This window comes from Gottfriedia endophytica, assembly GCF_017814275.1.
GTDB classification, from domain to species: Bacteria; Bacillota; Bacilli; order Bacillales; family Bacillaceae_G; genus Gottfriedia; species Gottfriedia endophytica.
On the sequence record NZ_JAGIYQ010000002.1, the window covers coordinates 33,986 to 54,301 of the forward strand.

A 20,316-nucleotide genomic window follows, 5' to 3' on the forward strand; every position below is an offset into this window, starting at 1 on the left:
TATACAAAATAACGATCGTTTCGTCTAGTCCAATTACGAAAAATTCGTAAATTGTTAGGTTTATTAAACTAACAAAATTTCTAACTTCTAAGAGAAAAGGATTAGCCAGTTTAACAGAAATATTATTTTCAATTCGTCTTTTCGGTCCTAGGCATTTAGTAATTCTTCAATTTTATCCTTCATGTCCATAGGATTTGTTTGTGGTGCTACACGTTCAACTACATTTCCATTTTTATCTATTATGAATTTCGTAAAGTTCCATTTAATCGCTTTTAACCCCATTAATCCAGGAGCCTTTTCAGATAGATATTTAAATAAAGGATCAGCATTTTCACCATTTACATCAATTTTCGCGAATACCGGGAATGACACACCGTAGTTCAATTCACAAAAACTAAGTATTTCTTCGTTAGAGCCTGGTTCTTGCTTCATAAATTGATTACAAGGGAAGGCAAGGATTGTAAGTCCCTTACTTTTATACTGTTCGTATAAATTTTGTAACTCCTTATATTGAGGTGTAAAACCACATTTACTTGCTGTGTTCACAATGACTAAAACTTGATCTTTATATTCTGAAAGAGAAACATCTTCTCCTTTGTTATTCTTCACAACAAAATCATAAATGGTCATGTTTTTAACCCCTTTATCCTTTTTATTTTATATTAATGATTATTAGGAAAAATGTCTAATTACATGATTGGAATTTTTTAAATCATCCTTCTTTTTCGTCTAGACAATTAAATAGAATTCGCTTACACTATAAATATGAACATTTTGTGACAAATTTTCGTCTAAATTATGTCAAAACCGGTTAGAAAGAGGGACTACTTATGAAAAAGAATAAAGGGTTAGTAGATTTTGAATTTTATTTCGTACTTTACGTTATGGCTTTAGTTGTTGTTGGATGGTTCATTGATATTAATGGATTATTTCATAGCAATACTGAAAACTCACACGGACTGTTTTTAGTACCTTTATTTGGAAGTATTGTAGGATACCTTGCTCTTAAAATTGCTCAAAAGAAAGTATCAACAAATTAATAATGAATAGATTAGTGTAGAAGATCGCTCTTCTACACTTTTTTAATAAATGAAGTTCTTTGATTACTGATAGAGATAAATCCCTCGTTTTTTTCTAAAAAGTAAACTTTTACTTAAAATTAGAGGTGATTTCATGAAATTTATTAAGCAACATTATAAAAATATTTGGATTATACTTCTTATCATTGTAACTCTTGTTCATGTACTTATTAGAGATGAAATAATTACAGGCACAGTCACTGTCATAGCATTAATCCTAGTGGTTATTACCGGTATAATTTCTAAAGAAAAAAAAGAATAGATTTTCATGTTTATTAAGATTATTCTTGTGATTTTCCATTATGCAGTTTAACAGAGCTAAACTATTATAAATATGGAGGAAAATTATGAATCACTTAGGTTTTAATACATATTTAATTGATTTATTTGATTTATCACTTCCGGAGCGTACCGGTTCTTATGTCATTTTAGATGACGATGTCACAATTATTGAGACAAGCGCTAGCCCTTCCCATAATTATTTACTAAAAGGTCTTACTGAATTAGGTGTAAATTTAGATCAAATCAAAAACATAATTGTTACGCATATCCATTTAGATCATTCAGGTGGAGCTGGTTTATTGATGGAAAAATGTCCAAATGCCACTTTATTTGTTCATCCAAAAGGGGCAAAACATTTAATTAATCCATCCAAACTAATTGCTAGTGCAAAACAAGTATATGGTGATCTATTTGATAAGCTATTTGATCCAATTATTCCTGTTGATGAAAACCGTATTAAGGTTGTAAATGATGGAGAATCGTTACAAATTGGTCATGACCGCTCTTTACAATTTTTTCATACACCTGGTCATGCGGAGCATCATATATCCATTTTTGATACAAAGAGTCAATATGTCTATACTGGAGATACGATCGGAGTTCTGTACCCCCAACTTTTATCTAATGGACTAACTTTTGTGTTACCATCTACTTCACCTAATCAATTTTCTTATGAATCAATGATTCAATCTTCAAAGAGAATACTTGAATTAAACCCTTCAAAGATTTGTTTTGGTCACTATGGTAGTTCAGACAATATTATTCAGGCATTAGGTAGCTTTTATCGTTATTTAGATTTGTTCTATGATGAGGCTAAAAAAGTCATTCAAAAGGATCCTCAATTGCCATTTGAAGAACTATCTAATTTATTATCTTTAACTCTAATCAGAATAATTAAAGAAGATTTAGTGCAAAAAGGAATTCATGATGATCATCCTGTTTTTGAGTATATTCAAATGGATATTAGTATTTGCTCAATGGGCTTAATTTTATCCTTGCTAAAAAACCGTTAATAAATAGGCTATCCTCTGCTTAATTTTGCAAAGGATAGCCTATTTTTATTTCTTACTTATTTTTTTACTCTTCGGTTTATTCGATTCTTTTGGTTGAGTTTTTTGTTCACCTTTTACAATATCTCCACCAAAAACGGTTAATTGCTCAAAGTTTAATTTTTGAGTTCCTTTTAAACTTAATAAATGCTTTTGTTCCCTAGCATTTACTAAATTTACTACTGTACCTTTATTACCCATTCGTCCAACTCGACCACTTCTATGTGTATACTGTTCAACCTTTTCAGGAACATCTAGTGTAATTGCATAAGGTAAGTTTTCAATATCAATTCCTCGAGCTGCAACGTCAGTAGTAAATAAAAGTGTTGTTTTGCCTGATTGCAAATCACTTAACACTCTACTTCTTTCCATTTTTCCAAGCTTTGAATGTAATATTGCAGTACGAATTCCTCTAAAATTAAGTTTAGCTGCGTATCCTTCAAGTTTAAAAGGATCATTACTGAATACAAGAGCCTTCATGTTTGGAATGGAGCCTATTCTACGTAAAATTTCCAGTTGTTCCCTGTCATCACATGGGATATATCCATGGACAATATTTCCTTCTAAGCTTTGTTCAATAACAAGTTCTTCAACTTGTTCATTTTGATTTTTTGCAAACGTTTTTGCTTGAGGTGTTATGGTTGCTGAAAAATATAACAACTGACGATCCTTCATTGTTGCTTTAATAATATTGGGAATTTCTTTCTGGTCGTCTGTTTTTAATAATTCGTCAACCTCATCTAAAACAATTTTCTTAACACCATGCATTTTAAGCTTTTTCATTTTGATTAATTGAGCAATTCGACCAGGTGATCCAACTATTATTTGTGGACGACCCTTTAATTTTTCAACTTGTCGTTTAACATCCGCTCCACCAACGATTGATGCAACTTTTATTTCCATTGATTTTGCATATTCTTGTACAACTTGGAAAATCTGCATAACTAATTCTCTTGTTGGTGCCATTATCATAACTTGAGGTACTTCAACTGATGAATCAACTGATTGAAGTAAAGGTAATACATATGCTAGTGTTTTGCCAGTTCCAGTAGGAGATTGAACGATGATGTCTTTTCCTTCTAATATTACAGGAATCGTTTTTTCCTGTACTTCAGTATATTTTTCAATTCCATTTTTTCTTAATGTCTCTATCAAACGTTCATTTAGTTGATCAATACTCATTTAAAGACCCCTTTTTATATACTTGTTTTTCTTGCCATTTAAGAATATCTAACGTAGCTAAAAGAAGATCTTCAAGCAACTCGATTCTTTCTTCTGTAATTTTATCAATTGGTTTTACAATTAAACTAGTTTTATTTTCAATTGAATCTTTTCTCGAAATTGTTGTTTCTTCTACCCAAGATTCTGTTTCATACGGATAATATTTCTGAAAAAACATGCTACTTTGGTTTAAATCCTCTTTATTTAACCATTTATCACCATCAATGATAATTGTACAATAACAACCGCTATCTTCACGTTCTAAAAGCAATTCATTATATAATTCTTGTCCACTTGAGTTAATTTTATATGTAATCTTTATGTCTTTATGTTCTAATTTTTTTGTACAAAATGTAATTGAAAACTCACGGTCCATCTTTGCGAGATTTACGATATCTTCTCGATTAACAATTCGAATTTCTCCGGATAAATCTAAATCATAAAGTGAACCTTCTAAAACAACTTTCATATTATCAAAAGCAGTTGGGTCAAACATTCTATCACCTCAGCATTACTACTTGAAAATGCTATTATAACGTATATTGTAAACATTTAATATAAAAAATAGGATGATTTCTTAAACTTTGTTGTTATTTAAGAATGTGTAAGTTGATTTCCACTCCATGATGCTCGCTTTCCTAGGGGCGTGAGCTGAGCCTCCTCGTCGCATACGCTCCTGCGGGGTCTCAGCCTTCCCGCATTTCCCACAGAAGCCCGTCACCCTTCCGTTCCAATCAACTTTTGTCTTTTAAATTACAAAACCTAAAAGCAACAATCTTTTAAAAAAATCCCCTAGAAAAGAGCAAAAATAAAAGCTATCCCATCTTACAATCAAGGATAGCATGGGATAACCTCTATATTATTTAAAACAATCCAATTGCATTACCTTTCGAATCAACATCCATATTTAACGCAACTGGTTCTTTTGGCAATCCTGGCATCGTTAATACATTACCAGTTAATGCTACTATGAATCCAGCTCCAATAGATGCTTTTAATTCTCTAATTTCAATGGTAAAGCCTTCTGGTCTACCAAGTAATTTAGGTTGATCTGATAAAGAATATTGGGTTTTAGCCATACAGATTGGCAAATTGGACCATCCATAGTTTTCGAAATCATTCATTTGTTTAATTGCTTTTGCAGAAAATTGTACATCTTTTGCTCCATAAACCTTTTGAGCAATTTTAATGATTTTATCTTCAATTGAATCTTCTAAGTCATAAATGTATTCAAATGGTTTCGCTGGTTCTTCAACAAGTCTAGAAATTGTCTCAGCTAATTCTATTCCACCAAGACCACCTTTTTCCCAAACCTCTGTTAAAACAACCTCTACACCACGTTCTTTACACCATTCCTTAATAAAATTAACTTCATTTTCTGTATCGGTTAAAAATTTATTAATGGCTACAACGACAGGAACATTAAATTGATTGATTGTATCAATATGTTTTTCCAAGTTACAAATTCCATCTGTTAAAGCTTGAACATTTTCGGACTTCAACTCAGCTTTATTTACACCACCATGCATTTTTAGTGCTCGTATTGTAGCAACGATGACTACTGCATTTGGCGATAAATTTGCCGCTCTTGTTTTGATATTTAAAAATTTCTCTCCACCTAAATCTGCGCCAAACCCAGCTTCAGTAATGACATAATCACCGAGCTTTGCAGCCATTTTTGTTGCAATCACACTATTACATCCATGTGCAATATTTGCAAAAGGACCACCATGAATAATTGCAGGAGTATGCTCTAATGTTTGAACTAAATTCGGTTTGATTGCATCTCTTAGTAATAAAGTTAGCGCACCTTCAACGCCTAAATCACCAACAGTAACAGGTTCATTATGGATAGTATAAGCTACAACAATTCTTTTTAATCTAACTTTCAAGTCGTCTAAACTTGATGCTAAACATAGAACAGCCATTATTTCAGATGCAACAGTTATATCAAATCCATCTTCACGAGGTACACCTTGCGTTGGTCCACCTAACCCAATAACAATTTTCCGAAGAGCTCTGTCATTCAAATCAACGACACGTTTCCACGTAATTTTTCTCGGATCAATCTGTAGTTCGTTCCCTTGCTGTATGTGATTGTCTAATAAAGCAGCTAATGCATTATTAGCAGTTGTTATTGCGTGGATGTCACCAGTAAAGTGTAAGTTTATGTCATCCATTGGGACAACTTGGGAATAACCTCCTCCTGTTGCTCCTCCCTTTACACCCATCGTAGGGCCTAATGAAGGTTCACGAAGCGCAACGATAGCTTTTTTCCCGATTTGATGAAAAGCTTGTGCTAAACCTACCGTAACTGTAGACTTTCCTTCTCCAGCAGGAGTTGGGTTAATAGATGTCACTAATATTAATTTTCCGTCTGGTTTTGTATGTAATCGGTCAAGAATAGATAATGAAAGCTTTGCTTTATATTTACCGTAATATTCAATTTCATCATCTTCTAATTGAAGTGTAGTTGCTATTTCATCAATTTTCTTCATTTCTGATTCTAAAGCTATATCTAAGTCTGATTTTACCACGGTACTATCCATATTCTCATCTCCTAAAGAATCATACATATTATTAATTGTACCATTTTTAGACATTTTTTTCATTTGAGTTAACCTCATTTACAATACTTACTATTCATGAACAAACTGAAGCAAACCATACTAAGAGTATCCTCGCAAATGAAAGGAGCTGGATCCATGTATAGACATAAGAAAAACCCTTTTAACAAACAGAAAAAAAATTATGCTAGAGATTATAATGAAGAATATAGCACAGAATTCATGCCCACAACTCGATACACAGAAGGTAACATATCAGAAAGTACAATTTTTACACTTTGGATTGGTTATACTGGCTTATTCTTATCGTTGTTCTCCTTATTTATGCTACCAGTTTTATTAGGTATTATTGGAACAGCTATTGGGATCTATACTGTAAGTAAAGGACAAAGAGCATTAGGATATACTACCATTGGATTTGGACTATTCTCCATTCTGATTTCTGTTTTTTACAATTTAATGTTCATTGTAAGTGCTATTATATAGAATCAGTTTAAATTGAATCTTTATTTACAAAAAAAAGACTGCTCCAATACAACGAAATGTTGCTTCATTGGACAGTCTGTTTTTATACTTCAGTTAGTGACCATTCATTATCTTTTTTAGAATAAATTAGCAATGCAAATTGATTTGTTTTTTCTCTGTGTTCATCCACGTTAGCAATAACTTCATCAATTTCCGCATAGTAATTTACTCGATAAATCGGAATTTCAATTGTTTTTCGATTTTCTAATCTTTCAGTTAAATCAATGATTATACCATCTTCCATTAGCGGCAGTAACTTCAACATTAAATTTATGTGAAGCGGAGTTAAATTTTTAGGACGAGAGAAAAAGTTAATACCTTTTTTATTAAAAGTATTTAATTTATTTGTAATCGAATTACAAAGCATAAATAAGAAATCATTCATTCTTTTGTAATAGACTTTTTTATATTGCCCACCATTCATATTTATGTAAGCAAACGAATTATTTAATCTTGGTAAAAACGGCTTAGAGATTGGTTCTTTTTTATGAGCCAAATAAAGAAGCTCAGAAATCTCTCTTGGTTCTAATTCATCTAAATCAAGTAATTCCTCAAAATCAACCCAACAAAAATCAAGGTTTTTTTCAACATCCTCATTTAGTAACTGAGAGATGTATTCTTTTTCAACATAATTAAATGAAGAATTTAAATTATAATCAGCCCATTGTACATCATGCTTCAGTAAAAGTATATTTTGAATTGGAAAAGGTAAACCTTGTATAAATTCTCTAAAATTAATGCCTGAAGTAATATAGCAATGATTATGTTTATCTCCATATATATAAATAATATCTTTTACTGAATCGTTGCCTGCCAATAATAATGCCACCTTTAATATTTTTTCTTAATAATACCACATTTTGAGAACGAACTGCATGGTATTCTGTAAATATTATTAATTCTTTCAAATTTGATATTACATTGTAACATTATTAATTTCAATGAAATTTTAAATTAATTTTGAACCGTTAAGCAGTTTACATAATATTATTGTGGTAACCTACAAGGTTCGATTTTTTTCGTCATGATTGATGTCTTTTTTAAGGAAACAAGGTTATACTCTCCACTTGTATTATTAAATGTCATTGTCACCAAAGTATATGGTGGTTTTTGATTCGTTTTATAGGCAATGATTTGGAATGTTACTTCATATACATATGTACCTTTATATAATTTTTTTATTTTTACAATTGAAGGACAGTCATATTCTTCCCCTGGCCCAAATATTTTGTACAACTCATTATTCATGCTTGGAAAAATGAGAGACATAATTACTTCTTGATAAGTTTGTTCACTTGTCGTTTCTGCATTACCTAATGAACCTTTAGTACTAAACATTAACAGCACAAAAAATACAATTAGGGTCTTCTTCAAATAAGTCACCTCTCTTTTTTAAGTTAGTATGAACAATAATTGTCTTTCTAATAAAATGGCTGTTTTCGTAAACATTGTGGCTGTTATCGTAAACATTGTGGCTATTTTAGAATATGTTAGTTGATTACAACTCCAGGTTGCTCCCTTTCCGTGAGGCGTGAGCTGAGCCTCCTCGGCAAGCCTGCGAGGTCTCAGCCTTCCCGCTATTCCCACAGGAGTCTCGCACCTTCCATTGTAATCAACCTCTGTCTTTATATTAATAATCTCAAAAGCAACAATCTTTTAGAAAAGAGCCAATAAAATGAACTTTTATCAACGGATCATAATTTTTGAGACAAAGATTCAGCATCACTTCTATTAAAACTGCCGATTTCAAAAGAAAAAAATAAAGAAAGGCTGTAAACCAAATTTTCACAATTTGAGTTCACAGCCTTTTAAAAGTTTATATTATTTTATTAATCAGAATTCTCCCTCTTTAATTTCTTTATTTTCATTTAGTTCGTTTTCAACTTCATCTGTCGTATCTTCAGAAATCGATTCTTCTTGAATATTTTCTACATCTTGAATATGTTCTTCTTCATTAATCGTAAATTGACTGATTACTTCATCAAGTTGTTCAGAAAGCTCTGTAAGTAATTCCGCATTAGTTGCAACCTCGTCCATTGTTGCACTTTGTTCTTGAACCGATGCAGCTGTTTGTTGTACTCCAGCAACGCCTTGTTCAGTAACTGATGCAATTTGTTCGATAAATTTCATCAGCTCCATACTACCATTTTGCATCGTAACTAAATTATTTGCAATTTCCATAATTTCATTATTCATATTGGAAAAACTATTATTAATTTCGTTAAATGTACCACCTGTTGCAGCAATAGCACTTGTTCCTTTTTCAACTTCATCAAATCCGCCTGATAAAGAAACTGACATTGATTTCGCTTCATTTTGAATTGTTTGAACAATGTTTGTAATATCTTCAACTGATAATTTTACACCTTCAGCTAAACGACGAACTTCTTCTGCTACAACAGCAAAACCACGCCCTGCTTCTCCTGCTCGAGCAGCCTCTATCGATGCATTTAATGCTAAAAGATTTGTTTGATCTGCAATATCACGAATTACTTTAATTACTTTTGAAATAGATTGAGCATGTTGTACAAGTTGTTGAACATTCTCAACAGAACCTTTTACCACTTCATGAATAACATTCATTTGTTGCAATGATTGTTGCATTTGATCATAACCTAGTGCTGTTTTTTCTTGAACTACATTAGACACTGTTTTTAAATTTTCTCCAGCATCATTTGCCATTGTCATTTTATCATTAAATTCACTAGTCATTTCTGCCATTTGATTTGCGGAATCAGCCTGTAATGAAGAACCAGATGCTAATTCCTGCATTGTAGCAGCGATTTGTTGTGATGCTTTTTGAACATCAAAAGCAGATTGTGATAACTCATTACTTCTTTCATTAACTTCAGTTGAAACTTTTTGCATTTGAGTAATTATTCTTACTAGATTTTCTTTAACACTGTTGATTGCACTCGATAGAATCGCAATTTCATCTTTTCCTTCATATACAGTTGTTTCAACACTTAAATTACCACTCGAAATCTCATTAATAGATGATAATATTTTATTTAACTTTCCATTTATTAATTTATTCGCAACGTATAAGGTAATAATTGAAAGGATTGCACTAACAATAATTGAAAGGACTAAAACAACTTTAACAAAATCGATTGAATCACGCATTTGCTTATCATTAATAGCTCTTTCTGCATCAAGTAGTTTAATAATATTACTTGAGATTCCATCTATATAACTTTGTGTTCCATATGCTTGCTGAACTAATAATTTTACAAAACTTTCATTACCTTCTGCAACTGCAGGTACGATTTTCTTCTCTAAAATATCGTTCATAAGTTGATTGTAATCAACGATATTTTGAATTTCTTTTAGAATAGCTGGATTTTTTATTTCTTTTTTTGATGTGTTGATTGTTTTTAAAAATGATTCATCAATTGCTCGATATTTTTCCAAAGATGTTTCATCTTTAAATGTTGCATAAACAGACAATGCTACATATTTTTTATAATAAATTGCAGACATTTGCTCGGCAACTAATTCTTGTTTATTTATTATATTTGCTTTGTTATATTGATCTTTGATTGAATTAAGAAATCCAAATGTTATTCCAGATGAAATGATAAAAACTGAAATTGTCACAATTGTAACGATTCCATATTTTCCACTTATTCTTAAATTTTTTAGTCGTATCAATTAAAAAACCTCACTTACATTTTAATTTTTTTACTTATTCTAATTTATATATAATTGCGAAAATTTCAAATATAAAACATCTTATTTCAATTGATTACTAGAAAATAAATTAATCTTTCTTCTACTTAATTAGTAATTTGATATCCACTATTTTGTAGATACTGTATGATTCCATCATGGATAGCATTTGCAGCCTTGTGTAATTCCAATTGAGATGATAGATGTAAGCGATCTGCTTGTGAGTCAATAAAGCCTAGCTCAGTTAATACTGCAGGAAGATTGTTATCTCGAATAACTTGGAAATTGCCATGATTCGTTCCTCTGTCAGTTGAGTTCCATGCCATTAGTAATTGAGTTTGAATGGATTTAGCCAGATTCTGGCTTTGTTGAATCATAGGATTTTTTCCATCTTTACCGTAATAATATGTTTCTGTACCTCCACCATTTTCACCACTACCAGAATTAACATGAATACTAACAAATAAAATGGCACCATTATTTTTTGCAATTTTCACCCGATCGCCTAATGGAATAAATTGATCACTATCTCTTGTTAAAATGACATTTACGTTTGAACCCAAAAATGATTCTTTTATAAATTGTGCAGTTTTTAAAGTTATATCTTTTTCAACTAATCCATTATAGCTTGTTCCAGGGTCAGTACCTCCGTGCCCAGCATCAATTGCTATATTAATGGTAGATGAATTTGGTACTTGCAAATCTTTCACATATTGCTTGCTTACAAACCCTATCGAATTATTTTTGGAAATTTGTAACCATCCATCTATTTCCTTTAAAACGACTAAAATTTCTCCTTTTTTAACTGATCCAATGACCAATGACGAAGTGGAACTATCTGAACGAACATTTAATGATGTTGTATCGACAATTACCTTCCTAACTAACTTTGAGTCATCTTGATTACTAGGTGGCTTTGATGGATCATTTTTTAGTTTAGTAGTGTATTTAATAGATATATACCCCTTCAAATTTTTATCAGAAAGATAAAGCCAATCATTATTTATAGAATACCCTTGTACTTTTGTTGCTTTATTGATTTTTTGAATAACTGGATAACTAGTGCTTGGACCACTTCTAACATTAAGGCCATCAGTATTAATTCCATACATTTGATTAACACCCACAGAATTTGATGAACTTAATGTATTAGAAGGAATATAACCAACAGAATTGCCAGTTTTTACTAGAGCAACTTTAGGAGTTATCTTTAAAATAGTTAAGAGCGTATTTTTTGGGATTGTTTTTACATTTGGATAAGTATAAGATGGACCTTCTTTTAATGTCACTTGGTTTAGAGTTGTATAAGAATATGTAGGTTCTAGTTGAGGTTGGTTTAACGGTAATTGCATCCATCTAAACAAAAGTACTATAACTTCTGAATATGTAAGCTTTCCATTTATAAAATATGTATTATACTCAGAATCTGTAAATAATCCTTTTAATTTTAAAGTTTGAATAGCATCATTCTTTTTTAAATTAGGGAATCCATCAATTGCACTGATGATTTCACAAAACTCTTGAAATGATACAACCTTTTTCAAATTTTGGTCCGATAACCAATTAGTTGGTAAAATAGTAATGTAATAACTTTTGATTGATTGAATAATTTGAGGCTCTGTAAGACTTGTATTCGAACCTTCAATATTCGATAATTTTGCAAAAGCTAGTAGTAGTCTTTCCCTCGTTAAAAGGCTTTCCTTTGGATCATCTATACTTTTTTGATCAATGATCTTCCCCTTTAACAAATAGGTAAGTTCCTTTGAGCCGAATTTTACCTTTACGATATTGGATGCTTCTACCCATCTATTATTTAATTGAAAAATTAGTAGAAAGATAAGTAGAAAAGATAAAAGATGACACTTTTTCATGAGTTTGTCTCCTTTTGTCTTATAATGTATAAAACTATCTTATAAAATTAACGAAAAAAAAGATAGTATACTTGAAAGAATATTTAAAAAATTAAACATATTTTACTATTTTTAGTTTACATAATAATTTTATGTTAAATTAAAATCTTATTTAACAGAAGGTTTATGATTAAAAGATTTTTTTTAAAAACTTTGTTGCGATTAAATATTGTGTTAAGTTATTTTTCACTCCAGGTTGCTCGCTTTCCTTGGGGCGTGCGTTGAGCCTCCTCGTCACCATCGCTCCTGCGGGGTCTCACCTGTTCGCTGCCTCCACAGGAGTCTCGCACCTTCCGTTTCAATCAACTTTATTATCAGCAGATTCTTAAAATAAATCCTTTTTATAAAAACAATCTTTTAGAAAAGATAAAAAATAAGCAAAGACGATTGTCTTTGCTTAACCATTTACTTTTTCTGCTTTCCAATAGTAATTAGCTAATATATCTCCTAATAAATCAACTGTTCGATACAATTCTAGAAGTGTATTATCTACACCACCTACTTCTATTAAAATAGAATTTGGTGATAAATCCTGATTATATACGCCATTACCATTAGAATAGTTTTTACTAAATATCCCTCTAGTTAAACGTTTATCTACTTTTTCAATTTCTTTATTAATTTCTTTTGCAAATTCATAGTTTTTCTTATAGTTTTTATTTTCGACACCTACGACAAAATAAAGCTTCGCATAACTTTTTCCGTTAATTACTTGTGTCGTTACATCTCTCCGTGCATCATCTCGGTGAATATCAATTAAATAGTTTAGATTTTTGTCATTTTGCAAATCATCTTGGACAACTAACCTTGACATTTTATATGACGATTTCCAATTCAATTGCCGTTTTGCCAATTCATTCCCTATATTCGATTTATCATCAATTGCACCAATCCCATTCGATATTAATTTCTTTCTCAATCGTTCCCCTAGAAGACTTACATTTACTTTAGATGAAGTCGCTTCATTTGGTTTTGTAGCTCCAGGAATTAATGGTAAAAATGATTCCCAGCTATGTGTATGATAAATTAAAAATACATTTTTCCCATTAGTTGTATGTGTCGGTGGCTTCGTAGGAGTGATTGGTTGGTCTTCAATTTTATTTACATCCACATTTGGGTCTTTATTTATTTCATCAAGTGTTAAGCTTGATTCGATTGGTAAATTCGTGAAATCTGTTCCATCTCCAGCAACTAAAATATTATTATCAAATTTAGACATACTTGAAAGTTCTTGAACTAGTAAACTTTTTGTATCATTCAGGCGTAAATTTGTAAGTAATGAAAAAAATAATGAATTGATAGTTTGTCCATTATTTTTCAATGATTGTTTTGTATTAAAATGTCCATTTTCTAATTGAATAGCTTTTATAAAACCGTCAGTACTAAATTTTTCAAACCATTGATGGACGTAATATGATTTCGTATCTGTCATAGACGTTACAAACAAACTTGCCATTAGAAATAATATAACAATTCCTATTAAGATGCTTGCAATTAATCTTTTTATATTCACTGTTTTTATTAAGATTGTTTGTTTCATCTAATCACCTCTTACTTTCACTATATGTACAAGCTATCTTGTTTAGAATTACTAAATCTTGATAACTTTTTTCATTTTTGTTTGTAATAGTAATAAGAAGTGCTGTTTTCGTATACTTTGTGGCTATATAATAAAGGTCATTGTTGATTAGAACGTAGGGATGCTCGATTTCCGTTGAGCGGGCGATGAGCCACTTCGGGGGTATTACTCCTGCAGGGTCTCGTACCTCTGCTCAAATCAACTTTCAATTCAACAGTTTGCTTTATCAAAATCATAATAAAAGCAAAAAAAGATGCTTCTTATTTGAAGCATCTAACAAAATTTTAAAAGTCAAAATCACGGTCACGGTCACGATTACGATCAAAATCACGGTCACGATCACGATCAAAATCTCTATCAAAATCACAATCACAACGACTAAAGCTGCTGAATCGATTAAAGACACAACTATGTCTTGCTCTGTTAAATTGTCTTCTACAAAATTCATCTCTAAAATCAAAATCTCGACGGCGGTTACGTCTTCTACAAGATCTACGAACTGAAACAAATTCTCTTTCCTCTTCACGACGACGTTCTGGACGTTCCTCACGCTCTTCACGGTTACAGCCCCAACACATTTAAGTTCACCTCTGTATATAAAATACATTACACTCATAACATACGTATCGGCTTGTCAAAGTGACACGTGTACTTGCCTAATTATTTATCTTACTAACCATAAAATTTTCAATACACTCTCTCCTGACTAATTTTAAAAACCTCAAAATATTACAAACCATTCAAATAAAAAAAAGCTATCCTCTCATTTTAATAGGGATAGCTAAAAATTTATTTATTTCGATATACATACGGTTCACTTGGCGGTTTAACTTCTTTTATATTGTCAACCTGCAAGTAAGGTATCGTCGTTTTAAATGGTTGATAATACATTTGTTTCAATGTTCCAGTAACCTCAACCCACTGATCATTTTTCAAATTTGTTTTCTTAGGAAAATTTATAAGCATTCCATAAACACCAGAATCAGCTACACAATGAATGATCCCAAAACGGAATATGAAAAGCTGATTATTATTTAATGATTTTTCTCTATAAACAAAACCTTTATAAGTTACTTTTGTACCTAAAAAGATACCTGGATTATCGTAAAGTACTTCCATCCCTTTTAAGAAATTTTCATCATTCAATTCGATATGATTTTTATTTACAAATTCTTTTGTTTCTTGTTTTATTAATTGTTTGTATCCATCTTCACCGTAGTAAACACTTAAATCTGGTTTCAAGTACTGTCTCTGCATAAACGGATCATTGTTGCCTGGTTCAGAAACAGGAAAATGAAATCCTTTTGCATCTACGATTGTTGAATCTAGTGTCGATATCGGTAAAAACAATCCTGTAAAAACAGGAAATATGAAAACGATAGCACTTAAAAATCGTTTAATCCCTTTTTCCTTTTTATGAACATGGCCATGATGACAGGTATGATCACAGTCATGGTCGTGTTCATGATCATGGTTTCCTTCCGTCTTAAATACGTGAATAACTTGGATGACCGTTAACAGACCAAATAAAATGGCAGCTGTTAAGGAAAGATAGGAATATTTCATGTTAATGTATTTCGTTATATTTCCTGAAACATGTAATTGAACTAAAAAGACTGTAAAGCCAAATAACATATATGCTCTAGCCATTTACATCCCTCCTCATATGAAAGTTGTGAGTAGTAGCGTGATTCCAAATGCTAACCCAATTATTCTCAGTACATAACCCTTTTTAAAGTTATTAAACAGCATAAACGTATTTTTAATATCAACCATTGGCCCAAATACCATAAATGCTACGATCGAACTTGTAGAGAATGTACTTTGAAATGAAGAGGCAACGAACGCATCTGCTTCAGAACATAATGATAAGATAAACGCAAGAGCCATCATTACAAGTGAGCTTAAGAATGGACCATGTCCAATTTTCACTAAAGCGTCAGTACTAATAAATGTTTGAACACTTGCAGCGATAAAAGCACCGATTATTAAGAATTTACCCATTGAGAAAAATTCTTCAATGGCATGGACGCAAACATCCCACAATTTTTGTTTTAACGGTACATTATAGTTTACTGGAATAGTATGTTCTTTTAATAATGGATTTTGAATTTTTGAGTATGAAAGAACAATTCCTGTAATATAAGCTACAATAATAGCTGTTAAGCAACGTAAAATGACCATGTGAATATTGTTACCAAAAGCAATAAACGTTGCAAATAACACGATTGGATTAATAATTGGTCCAGTTAACATAAACGCAATTGCCGCATATGGTGGTACACCTTTCGCTATTAATCTAGTAACGATTGGTACAATTCCACATTCACATCCCGGAAAAATAAACCCTAATAATACTGAAACTAAAACTGCTAAAAATCTATTTTTTGGTATTAATTTTGAAAGCATTTCCTCAGTAACAAAAATTTGAATAATTCCTGAGAAAAAGACACCGATCAAAATAAATGGTAGTGCCTCAACTACAATTGAAATAAAAATTGTATTCATTTGTAGGAAAGAATGAAAAAAACTATTCCCCATATAAATCCCTCATTTTTAGTAAAAATAAACTCTCAAATCTACCAAACAGGTAGAAAATGAGAGTTAAAAGAACTTCTTCTTCCAAAATATAAATGCAAGTGATGATGATAAGAAAAAGCATATACCTAAAACAAGCCAAAAGGCGTGTGGAACATGAGATAATGGTATTTCATCAACGTTCATTCCATAGAAACTTGCAACCATTGTTGGTATTGATAAAACAATTGTAATCGATGTTAAAAATTTCATTACAATATTTAAATTGTTTGAAATTACAGAAGCAAAAGTATTCATCATTCCACTTAGAATATTACCATATACCTCAGCCATCTCTATTGCCTGTTTATTTTCAATGATTACATCTTCTAATAGATCCTCATCATCTTCGTACATTTTTACGACATTACCTTTTAATATCTTCTGCATGACAATTTTGTTGGATTTTAAAGAAGTTGTAAAATATACTAAACTTTTTTCTAAATTTAACATTGTAAATAACTCTTGATTTCGAGTAGATTGATGAAGTTCGGCCTCAATTTCATTTGTTTTACGATTTATTTGCTTTAGATACCTCAAATAATACGTAGAAGTTGTATGAAGTATCTGCAGCGCAAAACGAGTTTTTTTATACGTAAAAAACCCTTTCACCTTTTGATAAATAAATCGTTCAAATATAGGGTTCTCACTTAAACAAATCGTAACAAACGTACTAGGTGATATAATCATACCTATTGGAATTGTATCAAACATGGAATGACCTGTATCATCATGTGTAACAATTGGAATGTCGACAATAATTAAGGTATGTTCTCCCTCTACTTCAATCCTTGAACGTTCTTCATCATCAAGTGGGTCCTTAATAAAATCTACATCTAAATCCAATTTTTTTATTAAAAATTGAATTTCTTGTTCGGTTGGATTTATAGCATTGATCCAACACCCTTTTTCAATTGAATCTATTTGTGATAATTTACCAGTCTCATCAGAAAGATAATAGTTAAGCATAGAAGACTCACCTCAATTTCTAAACAAAAAACGAAATAGCATATACTCTATAAGAATACGGAACAATTGTAAATGTTTCAACCTTTCTTGCATTAAAATTTCCTATTTTAAAAGAATTTCTTTTACTTTCTCTATTTACCTTTCATGATTTTAGCAATTTTTATTCTATTATCACTCATCTCATTTAGAAAATTCATAAAAAAAATGGCCACAAATTTGTGACCATTTTTATCCTTAAATAAATTATTTCTTTTTAAATCTTCTCTTAACTAATAAATACACAAGAAGCAATATTACAGCTCCTATCATAATATAAGGAGTGTATGGAGCAATTATACTCTTTGCTTTATCCCAATTTTTCCCTAAGTTTTCTCCAATTAAGATAAACATATAAGCCCAAGGAATCATCGCTAAAACAGTATAAAACGTAAATTTAGATAATGACATCCTTGCAATACCTGCTGGGATTGAAATAGCATGTCTAACTACTGGAATAAATCTAGCAGTAAAGATAACGCCAACCCCATATTTTTCAAACCATTTTTCTGCAATTGCTAAGTGATTTTTATTTATTAATATGTACTTACCGTATTTTTCAATAAAAGCTCTCCCGCCATAGGCACCGATCCAATACAAAAATATTTGTGCGATCGTACCACCTATAATACCAGCTATCATTGCTCCCCAAAAATTTATATGGCCCTGTGCAATTAAAAAACCAGCATAAGATAAGACAATTTCACTTGGAATCACTTCTATCATTAAACCTAAAGCAACTCCAAAATAACCTAATGATGCAAAGAAATCTAGTACTTGATGTATGAAATGCGTCACAAGATCATCTCCTCTCTATATATTACGACTTGTCTAAAAGAATATTACTGATGAATTAAGAAAAAGTCAAAGTATAATACTATTTGTAACAATAAATTTACAATTGGTATAGGAACTATGCTGATATTACTCATTCAAAAATCTATAATACAAGACACCGTCGAAAAAAGGGCCACAATAAATGTGACCCTTTTAAACACGTTATTATTTAATTGTTACATTTTTATAAGTGTAATCAGGAGCTAAGTTGTGGATAATTAAGCCATCAACTTTATGTTGCATTAAGTAAGCTCTTGATCTTTGGTATAAAGGAATAATCGCAGCATCTTCTTGAACTAAGATTTTCTCAGCATCAAGTAATGCTTGATCACGTTTAGGAATGTCTGTTAAATACTCTTTGTTAGCTTTATTCATTAAATCATCATATTTAGGATCATTATATGACATTTCGTTAAATTCACTCTTAGAATTAAACAGATTTAAGAAAGTAGTAGAATCTAAATAGTCAGGTCCCCATCCACCTAATGAAATATCATAATCTTGTTTTGTTTCATTATCAAGTTTTTGTTTAAATGGAACTTGTTTTAAGTTGATTGTTAAACCAGGTAATGCAGATGTTAATGCACCTTGTAAATATTCTTCAACTTTTTTGTTTGTGTCATCATCAACACCAAGTAATTCTACTGTTACGTTCTTTTTACCAAGTTCTTTTAAACCTTGCTCCCAATATTGAGTAGCTTTAGCTTTATCAAAGCCTACAAGGTCTCCATTTGCTTGATGGAAATCTGATCCATTAGCTTGAACAAAGTTTGCTGGTACAATTCCACCAATTGGTTTTGAACCATTATTTAAAATACCATTTGTAATATCTTCACGTTTGATAGCATACGTTAAAGCTTTACGAATGTTCACATTTTTCAGATCAGGGTTTCTCTTTTCGTTTACACGTAAGAAGAATGTAGTTGGCGTTCCATATGTTCCGAAATCTTTGTTAGTTCTGAATTTATCAACAAACTCAGAAGATAAAACTACACGGTCAACTTTACCAGTAGTATAAAGGTTAACAGTTGCAGCTACATCTTTTACGATATTGAAGTTAATTGTTTTTAATTTTACATCTTTTGCATCCCAATAGTTATCATTTTTCTCTAATGTATAACTTACATTGTGATCCCATTTAGATAATTTGAACGGACCGTCAAAAATCATATTACCAGCTTCTAAAGCATAGTTTTTCCCTTGTGATTCAACATATTTTTGATTTAATGGATAGAATGTTGGGAAAGTTACTAAAGATTCAAAATATGGAACTGGCTTTTCTAGTGTAACTACTAATGTTTTATCATCTTTAGCTTCTACACCAAGTGAGTCTACTGGAGCTTTTCCAGATGTTACATCTGCACCATTTTTTAAATAAACAAACATGCTTGCATATTGAGAAGCAGTTTTAGGATTCGCTGTACGTTTCCATGCATATACAAAATCCTTAGCTGTTACAGGATCACCATTTGACCACTTAGCATCACGTAAATGGAAAGTATAAACTGTTTTATCAGCATTTGTTTCAACCTTTTCAGCAATACCAGGTTCTACAGCATCATTTTTACCTAATGTCATTAGACCTTCCATAACGTTACCTAAAACGTTAAATGATTCAGCATCTGTAGCTATTGAAGAATCTAATCCTGGTAACTCATCATTACCGATTAAGTTTAAAACTTGATCTTTACTTTTTGAAGCAGTGCCTCCAGTTTTATCGTTGCTTGAGTTACATCCTGCTAGAAGCATACTAACAGCAACTGATAGCGATAGAAAATAAGAAATTTTCTTTTTCATTTGATTGCCCCCTATGTAATTAAATCGTTTTAAAAAATATTAAAATATTCTAACAAATTAGAGTAGAAAGATTTCAATATTTTTTACTTAACTTTTATTTTACATATTTTTAACGAAAAATCAACAAAATTTGACGAATTTTTTAAAAAACTTAATTAATACTGAAAAATTTGATTTTTCTATACTGTATTTGAATTTTTTGGATCTCCTTTCATT

The 20,316-nt window shown here is 31.1% G+C and carries 19 protein-coding genes; 4 read left to right on the top strand and 15 right to left on the bottom strand.

What is annotated here, in order from left to right; all coding sequences use genetic code 11:
- Window positions 1-147 precede the first annotated feature (147 nt).
- Window positions 148-630 (bottom strand): glutathione peroxidase, encoded by a 483-nt coding sequence (locus J5Y03_RS02820; protein WP_209402310.1) that lies wholly within the window; start codon window positions 628-630, stop codon window positions 148-150.
- Between the two features lie 200 nt (window positions 631-830).
- On the opposite strand from J5Y03_RS02820, the gene J5Y03_RS02825 reads away from it, so the two are divergent.
- From J5Y03_RS02825 to J5Y03_RS02835, 3 genes are all read left to right on the top strand, one after another.
- On the top strand, window positions 831-1,040 hold the full coding sequence (locus tag J5Y03_RS02825; protein ID WP_209402318.1) for a DUF3925 family protein: 210 nt from the start codon (window positions 831-833) through the stop codon (window positions 1,038-1,040).
- Window positions 1,041-1,173: 133 nt separating this feature from the next.
- Window positions 1,174-1,341: a hypothetical protein gene (locus tag J5Y03_RS02830; RefSeq protein WP_209402320.1), complete on the top strand. Its 168-nt coding sequence runs from the start codon at window positions 1,174-1,176 to the stop codon at window positions 1,339-1,341.
- 85 nt (window positions 1,342-1,426) lie between these two features.
- A complete protein-coding gene (locus tag J5Y03_RS02835; RefSeq protein ID WP_209402328.1) occupies window positions 1,427-2,374 on the top strand; it encodes an MBL fold metallo-hydrolase in 948 nt (315 codons plus the stop codon).
- Between the two features lie 45 nt (window positions 2,375-2,419).
- On the opposite strand, the gene J5Y03_RS02840 is transcribed toward J5Y03_RS02835, so the two are convergent.
- From J5Y03_RS02840 to J5Y03_RS02850, 3 genes are all read right to left on the bottom strand, one after another.
- Complete coding sequence (locus tag J5Y03_RS02840) at window positions 2,420-3,592, bottom strand: DEAD/DEAH box helicase (protein ID WP_209402336.1); 1,173 nt, start codon at window positions 3,590-3,592, stop codon at window positions 2,420-2,422.
- Window positions 3,582-4,127 carry a hypothetical protein gene (locus tag J5Y03_RS02845; protein WP_209403173.1) on the bottom strand — a complete coding sequence of 182 codons (546 nt, stop codon included), beginning with the start codon at window positions 4,125-4,127 and terminating at the stop codon, window positions 3,582-3,584. Before J5Y03_RS02845 ends, J5Y03_RS02840 begins: the two co-directional genes overlap by 11 nt.
- Window positions 4,128-4,494: 367 nt before the next feature.
- Window positions 4,495-6,180: a formate--tetrahydrofolate ligase gene (locus tag J5Y03_RS02850; RefSeq protein WP_322099552.1), complete on the bottom strand. Its 1,686-nt coding sequence runs from the start codon at window positions 6,178-6,180 to the stop codon at window positions 4,495-4,497.
- Between the two features lie 156 nt (window positions 6,181-6,336).
- Here J5Y03_RS02850 and J5Y03_RS02855 point away from each other — a divergent pair, with 156 nt between their 5' ends.
- Window positions 6,337-6,684: a permease gene (locus J5Y03_RS02855; protein ID WP_209402340.1), complete on the top strand. Its 348-nt coding sequence runs from the start codon at window positions 6,337-6,339 to the stop codon at window positions 6,682-6,684.
- 82 nt (window positions 6,685-6,766) lie between these two features.
- On the opposite strand, the gene J5Y03_RS02860 is transcribed toward J5Y03_RS02855, so the two are convergent.
- The 11 genes from J5Y03_RS02860 to J5Y03_RS02910 all read right to left on the bottom strand — a co-directional run bounded on the left by J5Y03_RS02860 (window position 6,767) and on the right by J5Y03_RS02910 (window position 20,100).
- Window positions 6,767-7,540, bottom strand: a complete 774-nt coding sequence (locus J5Y03_RS02860) for an oxalate:formate antiporter (protein ID WP_209402342.1) — start codon at window positions 7,538-7,540, stop codon at window positions 6,767-6,769.
- A gap of 170 nt (window positions 7,541-7,710) precedes the next feature.
- On the bottom strand, window positions 7,711-8,097 hold the full coding sequence (locus tag J5Y03_RS02865; RefSeq protein WP_209402344.1) for a DUF3888 domain-containing protein: 387 nt from the start codon (window positions 8,095-8,097) through the stop codon (window positions 7,711-7,713).
- Window positions 8,098-8,556: 459 nt separating this feature from the next.
- A complete protein-coding gene (locus tag J5Y03_RS02870; protein WP_209402346.1) occupies window positions 8,557-10,377 on the bottom strand; it encodes a methyl-accepting chemotaxis protein in 1,821 nt (606 codons plus the stop codon).
- A 125-nt stretch (window positions 10,378-10,502) separates the two neighbouring features.
- Window positions 10,503-12,266, bottom strand: a complete 1,764-nt coding sequence (locus tag J5Y03_RS02875; RefSeq protein ID WP_209402348.1) for an N-acetylmuramoyl-L-alanine amidase — start codon at window positions 12,264-12,266, stop codon at window positions 10,503-10,505.
- Window positions 12,267-12,702: 436 nt separating this feature from the next.
- Window positions 12,703-13,845, bottom strand: coding sequence for a stage II sporulation protein P (locus tag J5Y03_RS02880; RefSeq protein ID WP_209402350.1), 1,143 nt, complete (start codon window positions 13,843-13,845; stop codon window positions 12,703-12,705).
- 323 nt (window positions 13,846-14,168) lie between these two features.
- The gene (locus tag J5Y03_RS02885) at window positions 14,169-14,462 is read right to left on the bottom strand and encodes a hypothetical protein (RefSeq protein ID WP_209402352.1); all 294 of its coding nucleotides are present in this window, start codon (window positions 14,460-14,462) and stop codon (window positions 14,169-14,171) included.
- A 211-nt stretch (window positions 14,463-14,673) separates the two neighbouring features.
- Entirely contained in the window at window positions 14,674-15,534 is an 861-nt protein-coding gene (locus J5Y03_RS02890; protein WP_209402354.1) for a TIGR03943 family putative permease subunit, read from the bottom strand.
- Between the two features lie 12 nt (window positions 15,535-15,546).
- On the bottom strand, window positions 15,547-16,425 hold the full coding sequence (locus tag J5Y03_RS02895) for a permease (protein WP_209402356.1): 879 nt from the start codon (window positions 16,423-16,425) through the stop codon (window positions 15,547-15,549).
- Window positions 16,426-16,488: 63 nt separating this feature from the next.
- Entirely contained in the window at window positions 16,489-17,430 is a 942-nt protein-coding gene (locus J5Y03_RS02900) for a magnesium transporter CorA family protein (RefSeq protein WP_209402358.1), read from the bottom strand.
- Window positions 17,431-17,673: 243 nt separating this feature from the next.
- Window positions 17,674-18,264 carry a DedA family protein gene (locus J5Y03_RS02905; protein WP_322099540.1) on the bottom strand — a complete coding sequence of 197 codons (591 nt, stop codon included), beginning with the start codon at window positions 18,262-18,264 and terminating at the stop codon, window positions 17,674-17,676.
- 204 nt (window positions 18,265-18,468) lie between these two features.
- On the bottom strand, window positions 18,469-20,100 hold the full coding sequence (locus tag J5Y03_RS02910; RefSeq protein WP_209402360.1) for a peptide ABC transporter substrate-binding protein: 1,632 nt from the start codon (window positions 20,098-20,100) through the stop codon (window positions 18,469-18,471).
- Window positions 20,101-20,316 lie beyond the last annotated feature (216 nt).